General features: G+C 71.2%; 18 protein-coding genes. 7 read left to right on the top strand and 11 right to left on the bottom strand.

Annotation, left to right across the window (positions count from 1 at the left end; genetic code table 11):
* The first annotated feature begins 18 nt into the window (after positions 1 to 18).
* Positions 19 to 927, top strand: coding sequence for an NAD(P)-dependent oxidoreductase (locus AB0I23_RS08550; RefSeq protein WP_359108094.1), 909 nt, complete (start codon positions 19 to 21; stop codon positions 925 to 927).
* A 428-nt stretch (positions 928 to 1,355) separates the two neighbouring features.
* Here the strand turns inward: AB0I23_RS08550 and AB0I23_RS08545 are convergent, their stop codons facing one another.
* The 3 genes from AB0I23_RS08545 to AB0I23_RS08535 all read right to left on the bottom strand — a co-directional run bounded on the left by AB0I23_RS08545 (position 1,356) and on the right by AB0I23_RS08535 (position 3,452).
* A complete protein-coding gene (locus AB0I23_RS08545; protein WP_359108092.1) occupies positions 1,356 to 2,237 on the bottom strand; it encodes an RNA polymerase sigma factor SigF in 882 nt (293 codons plus the stop codon).
* 302 nt (positions 2,238 to 2,539) lie between these two features.
* Positions 2,540 to 3,076, bottom strand: coding sequence for an XRE family transcriptional regulator (locus AB0I23_RS08540; protein WP_359108091.1), 537 nt, complete (start codon positions 3,074 to 3,076; stop codon positions 2,540 to 2,542).
* Between the two features lie 229 nt (positions 3,077 to 3,305).
* Positions 3,306 to 3,452, bottom strand: a complete 147-nt coding sequence (locus tag AB0I23_RS08535) for a hypothetical protein (protein WP_359108089.1) — start codon at positions 3,450 to 3,452, stop codon at positions 3,306 to 3,308.
* Positions 3,453 to 3,563: 111 nt separating this feature from the next.
* Between AB0I23_RS08535 and AB0I23_RS08530 the strand changes: the two genes are divergently transcribed.
* Positions 3,564 to 3,701 carry a hypothetical protein gene (locus AB0I23_RS08530; RefSeq protein WP_359108087.1) on the top strand — a complete coding sequence of 46 codons (138 nt, stop codon included), beginning with the start codon at positions 3,564 to 3,566 and terminating at the stop codon, positions 3,699 to 3,701.
* Between the two features lie 37 nt (positions 3,702 to 3,738).
* On the top strand, positions 3,739 to 5,226 hold the full coding sequence (locus AB0I23_RS08525; RefSeq protein ID WP_359108085.1) for an FG-GAP repeat protein: 1,488 nt from the start codon (positions 3,739 to 3,741) through the stop codon (positions 5,224 to 5,226).
* 436 nt (positions 5,227 to 5,662) lie between these two features.
* Here AB0I23_RS08525 and AB0I23_RS08520 read toward each other — a convergent pair whose 3' ends face one another.
* From AB0I23_RS08520 to AB0I23_RS08510, 3 genes are read right to left on the bottom strand one after another with little or no spacing between them, the layout of a single operon-like run.
* A complete protein-coding gene (locus AB0I23_RS08520; protein WP_359108083.1) occupies positions 5,663 to 6,358 on the bottom strand; it encodes a phosphatase PAP2 family protein in 696 nt (231 codons plus the stop codon).
* On the bottom strand, positions 6,355 to 6,957 hold the full coding sequence (locus AB0I23_RS08515; protein WP_359108081.1) for a phosphatase PAP2 family protein: 603 nt from the start codon (positions 6,955 to 6,957) through the stop codon (positions 6,355 to 6,357). Before AB0I23_RS08515 ends, AB0I23_RS08520 begins: the two co-directional genes overlap by 4 nt.
* Positions 6,957 to 7,625 carry a DedA family protein gene (locus AB0I23_RS08510; protein ID WP_359108080.1) on the bottom strand — a complete coding sequence of 223 codons (669 nt, stop codon included), beginning with the start codon at positions 7,623 to 7,625 and terminating at the stop codon, positions 6,957 to 6,959. The genes AB0I23_RS08515 and AB0I23_RS08510 overlap by 1 nt, the downstream gene beginning before the upstream one ends.
* Positions 7,626 to 7,832: 207 nt before the next feature.
* On the opposite strand from AB0I23_RS08510, the gene AB0I23_RS08505 reads away from it, so the two are divergent.
* From AB0I23_RS08505 to AB0I23_RS08495, 3 genes are read left to right on the top strand one after another with little or no spacing between them, the layout of a single operon-like run.
* A complete protein-coding gene (locus AB0I23_RS08505) occupies positions 7,833 to 8,222 on the top strand; it encodes a BlaI/MecI/CopY family transcriptional regulator (protein ID WP_359108425.1) in 390 nt (129 codons plus the stop codon).
* Positions 8,219 to 9,160, top strand: a complete 942-nt coding sequence (locus AB0I23_RS08500) for a M48 family metalloprotease (RefSeq protein WP_359108078.1) — start codon at positions 8,219 to 8,221, stop codon at positions 9,158 to 9,160. Before AB0I23_RS08505 ends, AB0I23_RS08500 begins: the two co-directional genes overlap by 4 nt.
* 20 nt (positions 9,161 to 9,180) lie before the next feature.
* On the top strand, positions 9,181 to 9,582 hold the full coding sequence (locus tag AB0I23_RS08495) for a glycoside hydrolase family 6 protein (protein ID WP_359108076.1): 402 nt from the start codon (positions 9,181 to 9,183) through the stop codon (positions 9,580 to 9,582).
* Here AB0I23_RS08495 and AB0I23_RS08490 read toward each other — a convergent pair.
* Both AB0I23_RS08490 and AB0I23_RS08485 read right to left on the bottom strand, forming a co-directional pair.
* Positions 9,565 to 10,848: an MFS transporter gene (locus AB0I23_RS08490; protein WP_359108423.1), complete on the bottom strand. Its 1,284-nt coding sequence runs from the start codon at positions 10,846 to 10,848 to the stop codon at positions 9,565 to 9,567. The genes AB0I23_RS08495 and AB0I23_RS08490 overlap by 18 nt on opposite strands.
* A 317-nt stretch (positions 10,849 to 11,165) precedes the next feature.
* Complete coding sequence (locus AB0I23_RS08485) at positions 11,166 to 11,663, bottom strand: NUDIX domain-containing protein (RefSeq protein WP_359108075.1); 498 nt, start codon at positions 11,661 to 11,663, stop codon at positions 11,166 to 11,168.
* 222 nt (positions 11,664 to 11,885) lie between these two features.
* On the opposite strand from AB0I23_RS08485, the gene AB0I23_RS08480 reads away from it, so the two are divergent.
* Positions 11,886 to 15,314 carry a phosphodiester glycosidase family protein gene (locus AB0I23_RS08480; protein ID WP_359108422.1) on the top strand — a complete coding sequence of 1,143 codons (3,429 nt, stop codon included), beginning with the start codon at positions 11,886 to 11,888 and terminating at the stop codon, positions 15,312 to 15,314.
* Positions 15,315 to 15,389: 75 nt separating this feature from the next.
* On the opposite strand, the gene AB0I23_RS08475 is transcribed toward AB0I23_RS08480, so the two are convergent.
* From AB0I23_RS08475 to dhaK, 3 genes are read right to left on the bottom strand one after another with little or no spacing between them, the layout of a single operon-like run.
* On the bottom strand, positions 15,390 to 15,800 hold the full coding sequence (locus AB0I23_RS08475; RefSeq protein ID WP_359108073.1) for a PTS-dependent dihydroxyacetone kinase phosphotransferase subunit DhaM: 411 nt from the start codon (positions 15,798 to 15,800) through the stop codon (positions 15,390 to 15,392).
* Positions 15,797 to 16,411: a dihydroxyacetone kinase subunit DhaL gene (dhaL, locus tag AB0I23_RS08470; RefSeq protein WP_359108072.1), complete on the bottom strand. Its 615-nt coding sequence runs from the start codon at positions 16,409 to 16,411 to the stop codon at positions 15,797 to 15,799. Before dhaL ends, AB0I23_RS08475 begins: the two co-directional genes overlap by 4 nt.
* Positions 16,412 to 16,459: 48 nt before the next feature.
* A complete protein-coding gene (dhaK, locus tag AB0I23_RS08465) occupies positions 16,460 to 17,452 on the bottom strand; it encodes a dihydroxyacetone kinase subunit DhaK (RefSeq protein WP_359108420.1) in 993 nt (330 codons plus the stop codon).
* Positions 17,453 to 17,491: the final 39 nt, after the last annotated feature.

Below are 17,491 nucleotides of genomic sequence, written 5' to 3'. Positions count from 1 at the left end.
GAAGGGACCCTTGCTCTCATGACGTCCACCCCTGCCAACACCATCCCGAAGCGGCCGACCGTGGCCGTTCTCGGCACCGGGATCATGGGATCCGGGATGGCCCGGAGCCTGCTCCGCGCCGGACTCGACGTCCGCGCCTGGAACCGTACGCAGGCCAAGGCGGCCCCCCTCGCCGCCGACGGCGCCACGGTCACCGAAACGGCGGAGGAAGCCGTACGCGGCGCCGACGTCATCGTGACGATGCTGAACGACGGACTCTCCGTGGCGGCCGCGCTCACTGCCGCCGCGTCGGGAGTGCACCGCGGCCAGGTCCTGCTGCAGAGCTCCACCGTCGGGATCGATGCCACCACCGAACTCGCCCAGAGGGCGGCGGACTTGGGGCTCGTCTATCTCGACGCCCCGGTTTCCGGTACCAAACAGCCCGCGGAACAGGGCGCGTTGACCGTCTTCGTATCCGGCCCGTCCGTCGTCCGCCCGTCCGTGGACCCGGTGCTCGACGCGATCGGTCAGCGAACCGTCTGGGTCGGTGAATCACCGGGCGCGGCCTCGCGGCTGAAGCTCGTGGTCAACACCTGGGTGATCAACATGGTGGGCGGCGTCGCCGAGTGCCTGAACCTTGCGGAGGGGCTGGGCATCGACCCGCAGTCGTTCCTCGATGTCATGAAGGGCGGCCCGCTGGACTCCGCGTATCTCCAGGGCAAGTCCGCGGCGGTCCTCTCCGGGGACCTCACCCCCAGCTTCGCCCTCTCCACCGCGCTCAAGGACACCCGCCTCATCCTCGCAGCCGCCGAACAGGCCGGGGTGACGCTGGACCTCGTCGCCGCCTCGGCGGCCCGGTTCGAGCGAGCGGAGGCGGCGGGACACGGCGGCGAGGACATGATCGCCACCTACTACGCGGGTCGCCCCGCGGAGAAGGACGACGACTGATCGTCCCCGGTCGCGGCGGGTGCCGGGGCCACGCTCCGGGTGGCTCCGCCGAACGCCGGGAACGTGGTGCGCGCTCGTGTCCCCCCCGGCCGCGTCGCGGACGGCTGCCATGACGGCGGGTTCGAGATCCCCGCCGAGCCGCACACCCGACACGACGCCGCCGGTACGGCTGCCGAGCTTGTGGAGGGTGACGGAGGTGCGAGGGGCGTCGGAGGTGTCCATGGCGGGCGCGGAGGTCATGACGGAGCCTTTCCGTACGGAACGATGCGCCTGTGACCTGGGCTGTTGTTCCGAGGCAGGCAGGTCTGCGGAGACCGGTCCGGACGGCTGGCAGTGGTTGCCCGGGACGCGGTTGATTTCGTTCGGACGTGATGTGCGGGCCCCGACGACGTCGGGCCGCTCACTCCTCGCACCCCATGCCTCGCCGCTCACTCCTCGACGAACATGCCGCTGCGGAGCTTCCGCAGGATCCGGCTGAGCAGCCGCGACACATGCATCTGGGAGATACCGAGCTCCACGCCGATCTGCGACTGCGTCATCTCCTGACCGAAGCGCATGTCGATGATGCGCCGCTCGCGCGCGTCGAGGTGGCCCAGCAGTGGGGCGAGGGCGTGCAGATTCTCGACCGTCTCCATGCCGGGGTCCGGGGCGCCGAGGGCGTCGGCGAGCGTCCGCCCCGGCGGGTGGAGCCGTCCCGCGCCCGCCGGATCGGACGGCATGTCCAGTGATCCTGCGGTGTAGCCGTTGGCGGCGACGATCCCTTCGGCGACCTCGTCCTCGCCGATCCCGAGCTGTTCGGCGAGCTCCGGCACGGTGGGGTCGCGGTCGAGCTCCGCGGCCAGTGACTCCTTGGCCTTGGCGATGTCGACCCGCAACTCCTGCATTCGGCGGGGCACATGGACCGCCCAGCTCGTGTCGCGGAAGAACCGCTTGATCTCACCGACGATGTACGGCACCGCGAAGGAGGTGAACTCCACCTCGCGGGACAGGTCGAACCGGTCGATGGCCTTGATCAGCCCGATCGTGCCGACCTGGACGATGTCCTCAATGTCGCCGCTGCCGCGGTTCCGGAACCGGCCCGCGGCGAACCGGACGAGCGAGAGGTTCATCTCGATGAGGGTGTTGCGGGCGTACTGATGGGCGGGGGTGCCCTCCTCGAGGAGCTGGAGGCGTTCGAAGAACAGCCGCGACAGAGCCCGCGCATCCTTCGGGGTGACCGTCCCCGCATCCTCGATCCACGGAAGTTCGCTCGCGGAGCCGGTCATGCCCGGGGCGTCTGCACCGGCCGTCCGCGCACTGTGCGCCGTCATCTTGTCACGCTCCCCTGGTCGTAGGCCATGAGGTGTATGCGCCTGCCCCCGGCAGGGGCACCCATGCGTGAGAGAACGAGTCGATCCGGCCAATCGGTGCGAATGGCCGGGAAAGTTCGTGTTCCGGTGCCACAACTGTGCAGGTGAGGAGCGGGAGAACACAGAACCGCCCCACCGGTACGGGGGAGCCCGGTGGGACGGCCACTATCAGACTGCCACAGCAGGCGGCGGAATGTGGCCGACCGACATGTAATGATAGGCAGTTGGGTCGAAATCGATTCCGGATGGGGCAGCGGGGGCAGTCAGCCGCGCGGGTATCCCACGACGGTGTGGGTGACGGCGGGGGAGTCCCGCGTCGTGCAGTAGTGGCTGCTGAGCCCTGAGAAGTGCGCCGCGTCTCCCGTCTCCGGCAGATACGGGACGTCGTCCACCACCAGTGTCCCTTGGTCGGACGTCACCAGCACGTACTCCACGGAGTCCGCGCCGTGCGAGCTGATCCGGCTCTGCGCGTGAAGGTGCGGACGGGTGCGGCAGATCTCGATACGGCCCAGCTCATGGTCGGCGAACAGCCGATTGACCGAGGTCTCCTCATCCGGTCCGTCCAGCGACGAGGCGCGGTTGATCTCCGGCCGCAGCAGGGGCCGGCGCAGGAGATCCGTGCAACCGGTGTCCCGTACATCGGCGATCGCACCAGCATGTCGACGGTCGGATTGGCTTCGGCACGCTCGATCCGGGACAGCAGTCCCTTGCTGACGCCGGTCGCCTGCGGGCTGTTCGCGCAGACTCCAACCGCGGCCCAGGCGGCGGCGGTTGAGGTTTCCGGCCGGCGACGCGCGCACCGTCGCCGCGCCGGGCTGCCGGGCGCCCGGCGGATGTGGGGGGCGGGCAGGCCGGCTCGACGTACTCGGCCTCGGCTCGCACCCGCAGGGCGACTGCTGACCGGCGCGTGGAGATCCGGAAAGACCAGCGGGTCCACGGCATCCGGGCGGCCCGCCCCGAGCCCCGCCCGTCGGGCCCGCGGGACGGCTCCGAGCTGCTCCTGTGCCGCTCGATCCGGATTCATTGTGCTCAACCGCGTGAACGGCAGCCCCCGGTGCCGAGCCGCGAAGAGGTGGTCACCCAGTTCACGTCCCGCGCGAGATCGCCCGGGTTGTGGACCAGTTGGTCCACCGCGGCCGGCTCCGGTTCACGCTCCGGCCGGCGTGTTCGGGCCACGCGCACCCCTTCCGCGCCGCGCCTGTCAGGGGTCGCGGCCGTGGGGAGGCCTGGCTGCGCGGCGGCGGTGGTCGAACGGCAGGTGACGGGAAGGCGTACAACCGTTTGCCCGTGCTGCTGGTCTTGTTGACTACGGTCTGGGGCTTCCGCTCCACCGCCTCCGGCATCACCACCTGCTCCTTCTCGCCCGGCGGCACGGTCGGCACGGGCATGACCCCGGCCTGCTTCGGCGCGGCCTCTACCTACTGACCCCGACTCATGCACCGCACAGAGCAATGGGAGTGGCATGAACAGACGTGCGCTGCGATGGAACCTCGGACTCGTCACCGTGCTCGCGGTGAGCAGCGCCGTGACCGCCCCTGTGGTCGCGCACGCGCAGGGGAGCGCGACCGGCCGTGCCGCCCCCGGCATGGAACTTCCGGACGACTTCAACGGCGACGGATACTCCGATGTGGCGATCCCCGTGCCCTCGGCGACCGTCGGCGGCAAGGCGAAGGCCGGATATGTGGCCGTGATGTACGGCTCGTCCACGGGCCTGAAGACTTCGACCAAGCAGGTGTTCCACCAGGACAGCGCCGGCATTCCCGGCGTCGCCGAGGCCGGGGACGGGTACGGAAGTTCGGTCACCACCGGTGATCTGGACGGCGACGGGTACGCGGATCTGGTCATCGGCGCCTCCGGCGAGGATGTCGGAACCGTCACCGACGCGGGCTCGCTCGCGGTGATCTGGGGCGGCGCGAAGGGGCTGTCGGGTTCCGGTTCCGTGACACTGGCTGTCGGCGACGGGTCCTACGACAGGCTCGGGAACACGGTCAGGGCCGGGGACTTCGACGGGGACGGCGACCTGGACGTCGTCGGCGTCGAGAACTACCTGAATCTGCGCGTGCTGTCCGGGCCGTTCGGCCGCGACGGCTCCGCGCAGAGCACGGTCCGGATCACCGACACGGACGACATGCGACTCCTGGACCTCGCCACGGGAGACATCAACGGCGACGGGGTGGCCGACCTTGCCGCGGTGGTCAACTCCCTCGACGAGTACGACTGGCGGCACATCCGCTACTGGACGGGCACGAAAGCGGGACTGACCGGACCCGATTCGGTCAAAGGTGCGAACGGCCGCTGGCTCCAGGGCGGTGAGAGCCTCGACATCGGCGATGTGAACAACGACGGCATCGAGGACATCGTCGTGGGGCGGGCGGTCGACGGCTACGACAGCGACCTGGGGATACCGACCGCCCTCGGCGGCATGATCACCTACGTCCCCGGCGGCAGGTCGGGCCCGGTCGGTACTCGGGCGAAGGTCTTCAACCAGGACAGCGCGGGCATCCCGGGTGTCGCCGAGAACAACGACGCATTCGGTGAATCCGTCCAGGTCGCCGACATCAACGGCGACGGTTACGAGGACGTGTCGATCGGCGTTCCGGGTGAGGACTTCGACGGCAAGAACCAGGCCGGCTCGGTCGTCATCCTGCGCGGTACGGCCTTCGGCCTCACCGGCAAGGGCGCCAAGAGCTACTCGCAGGACACGTCGGGGGTACCCGGCGTCGCGGAGAACAACGACCGCTTCGGCGCGGCCGCCAAACTGGTCGACACCAACGCCGACGGTCGCGCCGAGCTGATCGTCGGCGCACCCGGCGAGAACGCCGACGCCGGCTCGGTGTGGGTGTTCAGGTCCACCTCCTCCGGGGTGACGCCGACCGGTTCGTTCACCTTCGGCGCGGGCACGCTCGGCACGGTCGCGACGCGCGCGCAGCTCGGTTCGACGTTCAATTAGCCACGACCGCCGACTGTCTTGATCACCAGCGTGGGCGACGCTGGTGATCAACAGCGAGGACCGGTCCGGGCGATCATGCGTCCCCCTGCTTGTTCGGCGTGCGGGGCAGATGGTTTGAGGCACTGGCAGCGCAGCGCGGCCTCCCGGAGGACGCTTCCCGTGCGGCAGCGAGGGCCTTCGTGGCACGTCGCTCGAGCGCCGTGCCGAACTCACCGGGACAGGCCACGGACCGCCTCCGTGCCGGCGAACACTGTCCTGAGGGCACTGAAGGGCTCCGGCGACCAGAGCTCTTCCGCATTGCCCGGCTCACCCGACGGCAGGCCGTTCCGGACGAGGACTGGGCGGACGCTTGACGCGGTTGGCTCGGACGAGAGGCACGACCGGCGGACGGGGCATCGCACCGGACCCCTGTGAGGGTGGGACCGGGACCGGCGGGTCACCTGCGGTGTGCGGGCAGGGCCGTCCGTATCACCGTGGCCCCGAGTCCCAGCCAGAACGCGGCGAACAGCCAGCCGGCCACCACATCGGTCACCCAGTGCACCCCGAGCAGAGCCCGACTCAGCCCGACGGCCGCGGCCCAGCAGCCGAGCAGGACGGCGGCGATGCCGCCGGCCCGGCTCCCGCACGCCCGGTGGCCGATCGCCGCCACCAGCAGGCCTGCCATGAGAGCGGACGTCGTCGCGTGCCCGGACGGGAAGGCGAACCCCGAGGCGTGCGTCGCCCAGTCGGCCACCGGCGGGCGGGACCGGCCGATCGCTTCCATCAGCCCGTAGCGCAGTGCCTGCCCCAGCAGCAGGAAGACCAGGGCCCCCGTCGCGTACCCCAGACGGCGGCGCATGTCCCGGCCCGCGATGAGTCCGGCGGCCACTGCGGCGGCGTACGGGAACACGCCCGTACCCGTCGCCGTGACCGCCCTGGCCACCGAGACCAGGGCGGAGGGCCGGTGGTGCAAGGACCATGCGTGCACGGCCCGATCGACGGGCAGCACGGCCCCGTGCCGGGCCGTGAGAACGACCACGGTCAGGCCGAGGAGACCGACGAACCCGATCAGTACGGCCCCGAGCGCCGTACGGATACGGGGTTCGACCGGGCCCGCAACAGACCGGCGCCCGGCTGCCGCGTCCTCGGTCACCGCGCCGCCACCAGCGGGCGCAGCTTGGTCTCGCGCAGCCGCACCACGACCGGGGCGCAGCGCCGGGCGGCGATGGTCAGTGGCCAGGCCACGAGCGCGCCGGTGACCAGCCCGATGAGCACGTCATGCGGATAGTGCACACCGATCCAGACCCGGGACGCGGCCATCAGCAGCGCCGCGGGCACGGCTATGGCACCGAGCCGGCGGTCGGTCAGCAGGATCGCGACCGCCGCGGCTGCGGCGATGGCGGCGTGATTGCTGGGGAAGGACCAGTCGCCGAGCGGAGGGCACGCTTCCACTGTGACCGCGTGCAGGGTCTGGCAGGGCCGCTGTTCATGGACGGCCATCTTCAGCAGGTCGTTTGCCACGTAGGCGGCCACCACGACCAGGGGTGCACACAGCGCCATTGCCAGGCGGGCGGGGGCGTCGGAGCGGGACCGCCACCAGGCGGCGAGCATCAGCAGGGCGAAGAGCGCGAGACCGACGTCGGACCAGACGCGGATCGCGGAGTCCAGTGCGGCGGGGGAGCGCTGGGCGAGCTCGGTGATCCAGGTGTAGAGGCCACCGTCGAGGGAGGTGGCGGCAGAGGCGAGCAGCATCAGCTGGGGTCCCCTTCAGCGGTGCGGCGGCCGCGCGAGCGCATCAGCTCGGCGGCGAGGGGGATCAGGGAGACGATGACCACGACGGCGATGATCGGCAGCAGATAGCGGTCGACATTGGGTACCGACGACCCCAGTCCGTAGCCGGCGAGCACCAGTGCGACGGTCCACACCAGTCCGCCGACGATCTGCCAGACCGTGAAGATCCGGGCCGGTACGTTGAGAGCCCCGGCCAGCGGGTTGAGCACCGTACGCACCACGGGGACGAAGCGCGCCAGCACGATCGCGCGCGCGTGTCCGTACCGTTCGAGGAGTTCCTCGGCGCGGGCGGCGCCCTCGTGCAGCCGCTTGGCCCGGCTCCGGGCCAGCAGAGTGCGACCGCCGCGGCGCCCGATCCAGTACCCGGTCTGCGCGCCGAGGAGCGCGCCGACCACGGCAGCGATGAGCACCTGTGACAATGAGAGGTGGACCGCCCCGTGGCCGCCGGGCACGCTCAGCAGTCCCGCCGTGAAGAGCAGGGAGTCGCCAGGGAGGAAAAAGCCGACGAGCAGCCCGGTCTCCGCGAACAGCACGACCGCGATGCCGAGCGCGCCGAACGTGGCGAGCAGCGACCCTGCGTCCAGCAGGTTCACTGCCTGCGGCACGGCCGCCAGTGAGGATACGGACACGGCGGAAGGCCTCCCATAATGGTGACTGGGCGCACCGACGGGACGCCCGACTGACTACAGTGCTGTAGACGGTCTATGTCACTGTAGACGCTCGGAGCGGGAGGAGAGTTCCAGGTGCAGGGGATATCGAGCGAGGATCCGAACCCTCGCGCGGCCGGCGAGCCGACCCCCGGGCCGGACAGTGAGCCGGACCAGGCTTTCGCTCCGGTGCCCGGCCCGGCACCGGAGCCCTCTTCGGCGCCGGAACGGCGACCGGCCGGCGAGCTGGAATCCACCGTTCTCGCGGCTCTGTGGGCGGCCGACGCCCCGCTCACCCCCGGACAGGTGCAGGCCGCCCTCGGCGCGCCCCTCGCCCGCACCACCGTCACCACGATCCTGACCCGGCTGTACGAGAAGGGCACAGTCGCCCGTACCCGCGCCGGGCGCGGCTTCGCCTACACCCCCACCGAGGACGCGCCCGGCCTCACCGCCCGCCGGATGCACAGCGAACTGCAGAAGGAAGAGGACCGCAGCACTGTGCTGGCCCGATTCGTCTCGCAGCTCACCGACGAGGACGAGCAGCTGCTCCGGGAACTGCTCGACGGAGACGCCCGATGATCTACGCTGTATGGGTCCCGCTGCTCATGCCGTTCGTCGCGGTTCCCGCCGCCCGCCGGCTGGCGGACGCCCTGCCGCCCCTGCGTGCCGTGCGGCTGCTCGCCTCGACGGCCGTGGGTCTCGCCCTGTGCAGCACGCTCGCCCTGGTGCTGCTGGTGGTGCCCGGCGCGACCCAGCTGTCCACGGTCGCCACGGTCGGTGAACTCGTCAAGCCGCTCGCCGACGCGCCCGCCGCCGTGGCCGTCCCGCTCGCCCTCGCCGCCATGGTCATGCTGGCCGGCTGCACCGCCGCGGTCGTTCGTACCGCCCGCCGCCACTGGGTGGAGCTGCGGCGCGCCGGACAGTCGGCCGACTGCTCCGGAAGCGAACTGGCCGTCCTGCGTGACAGCCGCCCCGACGCCTACGCGCTGCCCGCGCTCCCGGGCAGCCCCGGCCGGATCGTCGTCACCACCGGTATGCTGCGCGCCCTGGACCCCACCGAACGCGACGCCCTGCTTGCGCACGAGCGTGCCCATCTTGCGGGTCGGCACCACCTCTTTCTCGCCGCCGCCGAGCTCGCCGCCCTCTGCCATCCCGCCCTGCGTTCGCTGCGCGCACCCATGGGCTACGCCCTGGAGCGCTGCGCCGACGAGGCGGCGGCCACCGCCGTCGGCGACCGGCGGGTCGCCGCGCGCGCGATCGGCCGCGCCGCCCTCGCGGCGCGGGCGGCGGAAGGGGTGCGGGCGCGCCCCCGCGTGGCGCTCGCCGCCGCAGCGGGCCCGGTGCCGCGCCGGGTCGCGGCGCTGCTCGGCCGGGCCACCCACCGGCCGGGCGTCGGCCGTGCGGCCGCGGCCGCGCTGCTGGCCTGCCTGATCCTGTCCGGGTCCGCCGCGCTCGAAGCGACGAACGATCTGCACAGCAGCATCGAGATCGCACAGGGCGAGGTCCACCAGCGCTGACCGCGCGAGCCGCCTGCGGAGTGCGTGGCGCACGTGCTCCCATCCGCCCCAGAAGCCGGCAGCCCTCGCGGGGCGACGCGACGCGGCGGCACGCGGTGCCCGTGCCCGCCCTCTGCACCATCCCGGGCCGGGACTGCGCCACCTACTCGGCGGGCGGGGCGTCCGACACGGCCGAGTACAAGGCATGGATCGACGCCGTCACCCGCGGCATCGGCAGCCACGACGCCCGGCCCGGCCGACGCGTCGGCCAGGCCGAAGCCGAGTGCTTTCACTGCCCACGGGTTCGGCGCGCTCGCGGTGCGCACGGCCTGAGACCGAGCGAGTGTTGTCGAACCGTTGATCCGCGGGACGTCCGGCCGTACGGGCACGCCGTCCGAGGTTCTCCGGACCATGCGCGATGCCGGTCAGGGGTGGCCAGGTGACCCCTCCGGACGGGGCCGGCGGACCGGGGAAAGCAGAGCCACTGCCGCGACGAGCAGGCAGCAGACGCCGGCGGCCAGACCCACCGGGGCCGTTCCATGGCGCTGTGCGGCCCAGGTGAGAACGGCCGCGCCGACCGGGGCTGCCGAATAATGGATGGTCCAGAACGCCGAGGTCACCCGCCCCAGCAAGTGCTCAGGCGTCACTTCCTGGCGTAAGGACATCGAGCACGTGCCCGCCATGCTGGTGCAGCCCAGGAATGCTGCGGTCAAGATGGCAGTGCCTGCCACGCTGTCGGCCCGGCCGATGCCCGCCACGGCGAGCCCGCAGACCGCAACGGTGCCGATCCATGTTGCGCCGAAGCCGAGCCTGCGGCGGACCGGGGCCACGAGGAGGGCTCCGGTGATCGTGCCCATCGCTCCGGCTGCGAAGACGGTTCCGACCGCGCTGTCGCTCTGACCGAGGTCGTGCTTGAGGTGGTAGATGAGCAGGTCGTTCAGGCCGAGAGTCAGCAAACTGAAGACGGTCAGAAGGAGGGTCAAGGCCCGCAGCACGGGGTGTCGGCGCAGGAAGGTCACCCCGGCCAGCAGGTCGTCCCGCAGCCTCGGCCGAGCCGCTTTTGCTTCCGGCGCCGCGCTGGTCCAAGCCGCGCGCGTGCCGCCCGGGAACCGTACGAAGCTCAGGCAGGCTGCCGACACGCCAAAGCTCGCCGCATCAACGCCGACAGCCGCTGCCGGGCCGAACCAACCCGCCACCACGCCCGCGCACAGCGGGCCGATCACCCCAGCCGCCGCGGCCGTGGCGTTGAGTCTGCCGTTGGCCTCCGTGATCCGCCGGCCACTCACCAGGCTCCGGACGACGGTGACGTACGTGACGGAGAACAGCATCCCGACAGCCTCACCCAGAGGCAGCAGCACGTAGAGCAGCCAGGTCTGCGGGCCGAACGTCCATACCAGCGGTATCAGTGCGTACAGCACCATGCGGACGACATCGCTGGCGATCAGCAGCTTCCTGCGGTCCATACGGTCCACCACGACCCCGGCGAAAACCCCTGCGAGGAGCGAGGCCGCGCCGGCTACGGCGGTGAGCAAGCCCATCTGCGCCACGGATCCCGTCGCGTGCAGCACCAACAGCGGCAGCGCAATCAGGGCGAACGAGTCCCCGACGACCGAGAGGGCCTGCGCCGCCCAGAAGATGCCGAAGTTGCGGTCACGCCACAGCGGGCGTGACCCTTCCGATGAAGGTCCGTTGGCGGCGGGTTCAGACATATCGTGGAGCGTATGGGGGACTTGTGCGACGCACACCCGATTTCTGCAGGTCAACACGTTGTTCTGTGAGGGTGTCAGGTGGCGCGCGGCTGTGCTTTCTCGCCACTTCGGCCGAGGGCTGTGACGGGCCGCAGCCGGGACCTTCCCCCGGTTGAACGGCGGATCCTCGATCGCCGACCCGGGGCAGAGCGCGAGGCGCACACTGCCCGCCACCACGGCCGGTGAACAACGGAAGTGACCCGCGAGTCCCAACGCCCTTTCGGCTACGCCGTTTCCCTATCGCCGTTCCGCGACCGGGGCGGCCCGTGCGTAGCGGCTCAGGGTCCGTCCGGCGCCTGCCCGCCGCTCACATGGTCCCGCAGTCGGTCGACGAAGACCCGTTGGCCCGCGACGAGACGCTCCGCCGCCTCCTCCGGTGTGCACCAGGCGAACCGGTCGATCTCCGGGAACTCCCGCTGCACGCCCGACCCCCGGGGCCATTCCATGGTGAACGTCCCCGGCTCGGCCCGGGCCGGATCGACATCACCCTCCAGAGCCCACACCACCACCGTCTTGCCACCGGTCTGGCGGGACTCACCGAGCGGTACCCAGTCCCCGTCCGGCGCCGGACGGCCGAACTCCTCCTCGAACTCGCGGCGGGCAGCTGCCTCGGGTTCCTCCCCGGGCCCGTACTCACCCTTGGGGACCGTCCACGCGGCAGCCTCGCGGGCCGCCCAGAAGGGGCCACCCATGTGCCCGAGGAACACCTCGAAGCCGGCGCCACCGTCCACCGACCGGAACAGGAGAAGACCCGCACTGCGCTTCTGAGACGACATGCCGTCAAGTCTCCCCGATGATCACGGGTGTCATCGAGTCGACGCACCCTGTTTCCCCTGAGGTTCCGGAGGCCCTCTGGTGCGTGGCAGTACGCGCGGCCATGCTGTCCGCCGACAGCGCTTACTGCCCGCGCAACCATCGTCATTCCAGGAGGATTTGTGGGCCCTGGCATAGTCGGCAAAGCAACGCGTCCGCTCGTGCTGCTCGCGACGGTGTCCGCGATGACGGTGGGAGCCATCGTCCCCGCCGTCGCCGATACGACCCCCGACCCCCGTCCCCGTAACTCCGCCGAAGTCCTCAGACCCGTCGCCCCACCGGCGGCGAGCAACGCGGCGGGCGACTCCCGATCCGTCGTGGACGGCGACGGCATCGAGACCGCCCGCACCTCGCGCCCGATCGCCCCCGGAGTCCGCCTCAACTCGTACGACCGGCTCGAATCCGACAAGTGGCTGCGTGTCGACTCCCTCTCCGTCGACCTCGACGGCAGTGGCGTGCAGGCCGACTACCTCTCCACCGGCAAGGTCTCCGACCGGCGCACGGTCTCGCAACTCGCCGCCGGACACGACGCGGGCCCCGGCCGCCGGACCGTTGCCGCGATCAACGCCGACTTCTTCGACATCAACCAGACCGGTGCGCCCGAAGGTGTCGGTATCAAGGACGGCGCGCCCGTCCAGTCACCCGCGCCCGGAGTCAACCGGGCGGTCGGCATCGGCCCCGGCAGCGCGGGCCGCATTCTGAATCTGTACTTCGAGGGCACACTCACTGTGCCCTCCGGGCAGCGGCCGCTCGCCGCGTACAACGCCGCCAATGTGCCGAGCGGGGGAGTGGGCGCGTACACCTCGGCCTGGGGTACCGCCGACCGTGCGCTCACTGTCGACAAGGCGACTCCGGTCGCCGAAGCGGTCGTACGCGACGGCAAGGTCGTCTCCGTGTCGGGCACCCCCGGTTCGGGCGCCGTCCCCGACGACACCACGATCCTTGTCGGACGCGAGGCCGGAGCCGCCGCACTCACGTCGCTCCGGCCCGGCGACCCCGTGTCGCTGACCTACCGGGCACGCACCGACAGCGGAGACGTACCCCGCACCGCCGTCGGCGGCCGGGAACTCCTCGTCGTCGACGGCGTCGCGCAGAACCACGACGGGGAGGGCAACGACACCGCCGCCCCGCGCACCGCCGTCGGCTTCTCCCAGGACGGCCGCACGATGCAGATCCTCACCATCGACGGCCGGCAGGCCGACAGCGGCGGCGTCACACTCACCGAACTCGGCCGGATGATGCGGCGCGCAGGCTCGTACAGCGCACTCAACCTGGACGGCGGCGGCTCCTCGACCCTCGTCGCCCGCGCACCCGGCAGCGACGCGCTGCAGGTGGAGAACAGCCCGTCCGACGGCACCGAGCGCACCGTACCCAACGGCCTCGCCCTCACCGCCCCCGACGGCAGCGGACGCCTCAAGGGCTTCTGGGTCGAGACCCGCACCCCGGCGGCTACCGCACCGGGCACCGACCCCGTCAAGGGCGGCCACCCCGAGCGGGTCTTCCCCGGACTCACCCGCAGCCTCACCGCGATCGGATACGACGAGACGTACGGCCCGGCCACCGGCACCCCGCACTGGCGCACCGCCCGCAACAACGTCGGTACGGTCGACGGCAACGGGCTCTTCACGGCACGCCACAGCGGCACCACGGAGGCACGCGCCGAACAGGGATCCGCCCGCGGCAGCACCGCACTGACCGTCCTCGACACGCTGGCCCGGATCGAGCCGACCACACAGCGGGTGGGCCTCGCGAACGCCGAAGCCACCGGTACCTTCGGCGTCGTCGGACTCGACGCGCACGGCACCAGCGCCCCCGTCGAACCCCGCGACGTCACCCTCGACTACGACCACGCGCTCTTCGACATCCGCGACGACGGCAAGGGCAACTTCACCGTCACCTCACGCACCGGCAGCGGCGCCGGACGGATCAAGGCGACCGTCGCGGGCACCACCACCGTCCTCGCCGTCAGCGTCGGCCTCGCCGAGCAGGCGGTCTCCGACTTCGGCGACGCCGGGTCCTGGAAGTTCAGCCAGGCCCGGGCGAGCGGATCCCTCTCCGCCACACCCGACGGCCACACCGGCACCGGGCTCGAACTCACCTACGACTTCACCCGGTCGACCGCGACGCGCGCCGCGTACGCCACCCCGCCCCAGCCGGTCACCGTGCCCGGACAGCCCCAGTCGTTCAAGCTCTGGATCAAGGGCGACGGCAAGGGCGCCTGGCCGACGCTGCACCTCAAGGACGCCGCGGGCTCCGACCAGTTGCTCCGCGGACCGTACGTCACCTGGACCGGCTGGCGGCAGGTCACCTTCGCCGTGCCGGCGGGCGCGGCCATGCCGCTCAGGGTGTACCGCTTCTACCTCGCCGAGACGGCGGCCGCCCAGCAGTACACCGGTGCGATCGTCATCGACGACCTCACCGCCCAGGTGCCGCCCACCGTCGACCTGCCCGAACAGTCCGCGACGGTAGACCCGTTGATCGATCCGGCCGCGGTCACCGAACACCGGGACTGGCAGTTCGCGGTGATGTCGGACGCCCAGTTCGTGGCCCGCGACCCCGACAGCGCCATCGTCACCCAGGCACGGCGCACCCTGCGCGAGATCAAAGCGGCACGGCCCGACTTCCTGGTCATCAACGGCGACCTCGTCGACGAGGGATCACCCGCGGACCTCGCCTTCGCACGCCAGATCCTGACCGAAGAACTGGGCGATTCGCTGCCCTGGTACTACGTGCCCGGCAACCACGAAGTGATGGGCGGGAAAATCGACAACTTCGTCACCCAATTCGGTCCCGCCCAGCGGACGTTCGATCACAAGGGCACCCGGTTCATCACGCTCGACACCTCCAGTCTCACCCTGCGCGGCGGGGGCTTCACCCAGATCAAGGAAGTGCGCGCCCAGCTCGACGCGGCGGCGAAGGACCCGGACGTCGACTCGGTGATGCTGATCGAGCACGTCCCGCCACGCGACCCGACCGTCCAGAAGGGCAGCCAGCTCGGGGACCGCAAGGAGGCGGCCCTGCTCGAACAGTGGCTCGCCGACTTCCGCCGTACGACGGGCAAGGGCGCCGCGTTCATCGGCAGCCATGTCGGGGTCTTCCACGCCTCGCACGTCGACGGCGTGCCGTATCTGATCAACGGCAACTCCGGGAAGGGGCCGGCCGGACCGGCGGACGAGGGCGGCTTCACCGGCTGGTCCCTCGTCGGCGCGGACCACGTCTCGCCCGGCGAACAGGCCGCCGCGCGGGAGAAGCCGTGGCAGGGCGCGCCCGACTGGGTCTCGGTGCAGACCCGGGCACATGTTGACGCACTGACACTCGATGCCCCGTCGGTGCTCGGCGCGGGACACGCCACGAGGTTTACGGCGACCGTCACCCAGGGCGCCCGCAGTGTCCCGGTCGCGTTCCCGCTGGCCGCCGACTGGACCGGGTCACCGAACGTCCACATCGGTGACCGGGACGGCGCCCGCCACCGGCACACGGCGGCCTTCGCCCCGTCCACCGGCACCCTCACGGCGCTTCGGACGGGCACGATCACGCTCGCGGTGACGGTCAACGGCACGACGCAACAGACCCGGATCCGGATCGCCGCGGCGGGCACCGCCTCGGCAGCCTGACGGAACACGCGCACCCCACGTCGGTCCCGTACCCGGTCCCACGAACCGGGTACGGGATCCCGTACTCCCGGTCCGCTACAGCTTGCGGTAGCCGTACGCCTCCGTCGCCGCGGCCTCCACCGCGGCGAGATCACCGCCCGCCGACGCCGTGACCAGTGCGGCGACCGCGCCCTCCAGGAACGGCGCGTCCACCAGCCGTGCCCCGTCCGGCAGTTCGTCCCCCGCGGCCAGCATCGCCTTGACCGTGAGCACCGCACTGCCCAGGTCGACCAGTACCGCGACGCCCACGCCGCCGTCGACCGACCGGGCCGCCTCGGCGATCAGCTCCGCACTGGTCCCGAGCGCACCCGACGGCGTACCGCCGGCCGCGGCCACCGGCGCCGTCGCACCACCGGCTGCCAGCCCCTTGGCCAACGCGGCCACCGCCTCGGCCACTGGCCCGCTGTGCGACACCAGAACGATCCCTACCTGCTTCTCCTCGCTCACGAGCCGCCTCCACTGCGCTCGTACGACTCCGCCAGCGTGGCGATCAGCAGCGCGGACGACGTCGCCCCCGGATCCTGATGCCCGATGCTGCGCTCACCCAGATAGCTGGCCCTGCCCTTGCGCGCAAGCATCGGTACGGTCGCGGTCGCACCCGCCTCGGCCGCGTCCCGGGCAGCGGCGTACGACGTGCCGAGCGCTTCCACGCCCGGCAGCAGAGCGTCGAGCATCGTCTTGTCCCCGGCCTGCGCACCGCCCAACTGCCCCACGGCGGCGACACCCGCGACGAACGCCTCGGCCAGCTGTTGATCCGTCACGGTGGGCACATCGCCCAGCGCCTTTCCCGTACGCCGCAGGAGTGTCCCGTACAACGGCCCCGACGCCCCGCCGACCGTCGAGATCAACTGCCGTCCCGCAAGGAGCAGTACGGCCCCCGGTGTCTGCGGATCCTCCTTCTCCAGTACCGCGGTCACCGCGGCGAATCCGCGCTGCATATTGCTGCCGTGATCGGCGTCCCCGATCGCCGAGTCGAGTTCGGTGAGGTGGTCCGCCTCACGATCCACAGCGGCCGCGGCTGTGACCATCCACCGGCGGAAGAAGTCGGCGTCGAGCACATGGATCTCCTTGTCCCTGGAACAACGTCATGGGCGTACGGGCTCTGCTCAACGGCCCCAGCGGAGCGCGGGCGTCTCGACCGGCGCGTCCCAGAGCCGCAGCAGCTCCTCGTCCACCTGGCAGAGCGTCACCGAACAGCCCGCCATGTCGAGCGAGGTCACATAGTTCCCCACGAGCGTACGAGCCACGACTACACGCCGCTCGGACAGCACCCGCTGCACCTCGGCATTGAACCCGTACAGCTCCAGCAGCGGCGTCGCCCCCATCCCGTTGACCAGCAGGAGCACCGGATTGTCCGGCCGCAGATCCTCCAGAATCGCGTCCACCGCGAAGTCCGCGATCTCCCCCGACGTCATCATCGGACGCCGTTCCCGCCCCGGCTCGCCGTGGATACCGATGCCCAGTTCGAGCTCGCCCGGCGGCAGATCGAAGGTGGGAGAGCCCTTGGCCGGCGTGGTGACGGAGCTCAGCGCCACCCCGAAACTCCGCGACGCCTCGTTCACCTGCCGGCCGATGGCCGCCACCCGCTCCAGCGGCGCACCCTCCTCGGCCGCCGCCCCGGCGATCTTCTCGACGAACAGCGTCGCACCCGTGCCCCGTCGCCCCGCCGTGAACAGACTGTCCGTCACCGCCACGTCGTCGTTGACGAGCACCTTGGCGATCTGCACGCCCTCGTCCTCGGCGAGCTCGGCAGCCATCTCGAAGTTCAGCACGTCGCCGGTGTAGTTCTTGACGACGAACAGCACCCCCGCACCACTGTCGACAGCGGCTGCGGCGCGCACCATCTGGTCCGGAACAGGCGACGTGAACACTTCCCCGGGACAGGCGGCGGACAGCATCCCGGGCCCGACGAACCCGGCATGCAACGGCTCATGACCGGATCCGCCCCCGGAGACGAGCCCCACCTTTCCGGCGACGGGCGCGTCACGTCGTACGACGACACGGTTGTCCACATCCACGGTCAGCTCGGGGTGGGCGGCGGCGATGCCGCGCAGGGCGTCCGCTACGACGGTCTCGGGGACGTTGATCAGCATCCTCATGGGTATCTCCTGGCAACGCTGGCAATGTGGCTCTGCCCT

The sequence above is a fragment of the Streptomyces atratus genome (genome assembly GCF_040655115.1).
GTDB classification, from domain to species: domain Bacteria; phylum Actinomycetota; class Actinomycetes; order Streptomycetales; family Streptomycetaceae; genus Streptomyces; species Streptomyces atratus_D.
Note: the sequence above shows the minus strand (reverse complement) of the source record. Positions and strands in the feature narration are given on the sequence as shown.

What these genes read in the sequence shown, in the direction of transcription:
- AB0I23_RS08550 (WP_359108094.1), top strand. Translation starts at nt 19, where the DNA reads ATGACGTCCACCCCTGCCAACACCATCCCGAAGCGGCCGACCGTGGCC.
- AB0I23_RS08545 (WP_359108092.1), bottom strand. Translation starts at nt 2,237, where the DNA reads ATGACGGCGCACAGTGCGCGGACGGCCGGTGCAGACGCCCCGGGCATG.
- AB0I23_RS08525 (WP_359108085.1), top strand. Translation starts at nt 3,739, where the DNA reads ATGAACAGACGTGCGCTGCGATGGAACCTCGGACTCGTCACCGTGCTC.
- AB0I23_RS08515 (WP_359108081.1), bottom strand. Translation starts at nt 6,957, where the DNA reads ATGCTGCTCGCCTCTGCCGCCACCTCCCTCGACGGTGGCCTCTACACC.
- AB0I23_RS08500 (WP_359108078.1), top strand. Translation starts at nt 8,219, where the DNA reads ATGATCTACGCTGTATGGGTCCCGCTGCTCATGCCGTTCGTCGCGGTT.
- AB0I23_RS08490 (WP_359108423.1), bottom strand. Translation starts at nt 10,848, where the DNA reads ATGTCTGAACCCGCCGCCAACGGACCTTCATCGGAAGGGTCACGCCCG.
- AB0I23_RS08485 (WP_359108075.1), bottom strand. Translation starts at nt 11,663, where the DNA reads ATGTCGTCTCAGAAGCGCAGTGCGGGTCTTCTCCTGTTCCGGTCGGTG.
- AB0I23_RS08480 (WP_359108422.1), top strand. Translation starts at nt 11,886, where the DNA reads ATGACGGTGGGAGCCATCGTCCCCGCCGTCGCCGATACGACCCCCGAC.
- dhaK (WP_359108420.1), bottom strand. Translation starts at nt 17,452, where the DNA reads ATGAGGATGCTGATCAACGTCCCCGAGACCGTCGTAGCGGACGCCCTG.